This window comes from Spiroplasma sp. hy2 (assembly GCF_044714365.1).
Lineage (GTDB): Bacteria > Bacillota_I > Bacilli_A > Mycoplasmatales > Mycoplasmataceae > Spiroplasma > Spiroplasma phoeniceum.
In genome coordinates this window covers 1-2,020 of the sequence record NZ_RXFZ02000176.1, presented here as the reverse complement: position 1 = coordinate 2,020, position 2,020 = coordinate 1, and the positions used below count along the sequence as shown (strand labels likewise).

General features: G+C 21.9%; 3 protein-coding genes. All 3 read left to right on the top strand.

Translation table 4 applies throughout. From position 1 onward, the window contains the following. Positions 1-101: 101 nt before the first annotated feature. The 3 genes from EHV01_RS05050 (at position 102) to EHV01_RS05040 (ending at position 1,790) form a co-directional block, all read left to right on the top strand. Entirely contained in the window at positions 102-887 is a 786-nt protein-coding gene (locus tag EHV01_RS05050; protein ID WP_422066503.1) for a hypothetical protein, read from the top strand. Positions 888-982: 95 nt separating this feature from the next. After that, a complete protein-coding gene (locus tag EHV01_RS05045) occupies positions 983-1,372 on the top strand; it encodes a hypothetical protein (RefSeq protein WP_422066502.1) in 390 nt (129 codons plus the stop codon). 70 nt (positions 1,373-1,442) lie between these two features. Next, complete coding sequence (locus EHV01_RS05040) at positions 1,443-1,790, top strand: lipoprotein (RefSeq protein WP_422066501.1); 348 nt, start codon at positions 1,443-1,445, stop codon at positions 1,788-1,790. The last annotated feature ends 230 nt before the right edge of the window (positions 1,791-2,020 follow it).

Below are 2,020 nucleotides of genomic sequence, written 5' to 3'. Positions count from 1 at the left end.
AWWTTTWWNNNNGTAAATAATTGATAATTTTGCTTGTATATATATAATGCAGGTAGATCTTGATAAAAAGTTTTAAGATTAAGAAAAGGAGAAAAACAAGTATGAAAAAATTACTTAGTTTATTAAGTGTATTAACAATTAGTGGAACTGCTGTMCCAACAACAATTGCCGCTAGTCCTTATCAAAAACAAGAAACTATCAAAAATAATGATATTAATTCAGAAACAAATAATTTAGAAACTTTGAATAGAAATAAAAGAGGAGTTAATCACGGAGATGAAATTGAAGCTTCTAGAGATGATATTTTTGCTTCATTTAAACCTGATTTGTGAGAAGAAATTAAAATAAATTATAATTATTATTCTAATTTATCTGATTTTCAAGAATGATTTAAAAATAGAATGAATGCTGGGGTTTGACAAGACCATAGAATTTCTAATCATGCTCTTAAAGGACTTGCAAAAAATATTTGAAATAATTGAAGTACATATAACTCTACTTGAGAAAATAGTAGTAAGCGTCAAAGAATAAGAATTAAGTGTGCATGAAATAGTACTTTTGGTTATAGATATGTAAATATAAGACATGATGATAGAGATTTATATCCAAACTGACGTCTTGATAATGAACTTACTAATAATTGAAACAGGGATTTTAATAACAAAACTGATTTAGGAATGATTGATAATGATAAAAATGAAACAATTTGAAATGCCGTTAAAAAACAAAATCCTAATTTAGATATTTCAGAACTTAATATTTTTAGTAAAACTAATTTTTCTTTTTTAAATAAAGAATTTTCTGCAGAAATTACTGTAAAAGCAAATAGTAAAAAATATCCCACTACAAAAAAATTAAATTTAGTTTTATCAGCAAAGATTTTTTAATAAATGAATTACCAAACATTCTTGGACAAGAAAATTTAATTAAAAATTGAAATTCAAATTTTAATGAATGAAAAGTTGAAATTAACCGTCAAAAGATGCAAGATTTACCTAAATATGGTAATGATGAACGTGGTCAAGCTTTAAAAAGAACTTGAAAAGGAAATCATTTAAGTGAACTTAAAAATAAATTATTATCTTTAAATCATATTTTAGAAACAATTGATAATAAATTTAAAATAAATGAATTATATAAAACTGTTCAAGGATTACAAAAAGATATTAATGATTTAAAACAACAAATTAGTCAATTAAATCAAAAAATAGATAATATAAAAACCGACTTAGAAGGTAATAAAAATTTAGAAACTTGTACTAAAACTGGGGCTCTTATTTCAGCTACTACAGGATGAATTCCTGTTGTTGGAACATTAGTTTCAACAATTTCAGGAACAGTTTCAGCAATTTGTGATATAGCTAATACATAATAAAGGGAAATAATTAATTTATTTTCCTTTTTTAATTAAATTAGCAAAAAATAAGAAGGGAATTTACAAAATGAAAAAAATATTAAGTTTTTTAGGAACAATCACTTTAATTGGAACAAGTACAACAAGTTTAGTTAGTTGTCATGATTCAAAAACATTTACTCAAAAAACAGATGATATTGGTAATTGAAAAGGTATTTTATTACCATTAAATTATTTTATTAAAAATAATGATAATAAATATTATGTTATTAGCCATATATTATCAGAAAATAAAAAATGAGTTATTAATTTAATTTATAATAATACAACAATAGGTAAACTTGCAATTGAGCCAAATTATAAAGTTTGGCAATGAACATTACAAACTATTCCAACTTTACCAAATATTGATGAAGATGGTAATATAATAATATAAAATTAATAGAGAATATAAAAAAAGATATAAATAAAAATTAACATTTTAAATAAATCTCTTTTTTATTTTTATCTAGGTTTAAATGTAATTTAAACAGGATTATTACTATTATTTGTAAAATATATCCTTTAATTTTGTCGAAAACTCTTGATATTTATAAAATATACCTAAAATTAGGTATATTTTTAATATATGGAGGTAAATAATTAATGAAAAAAATAATTACATAA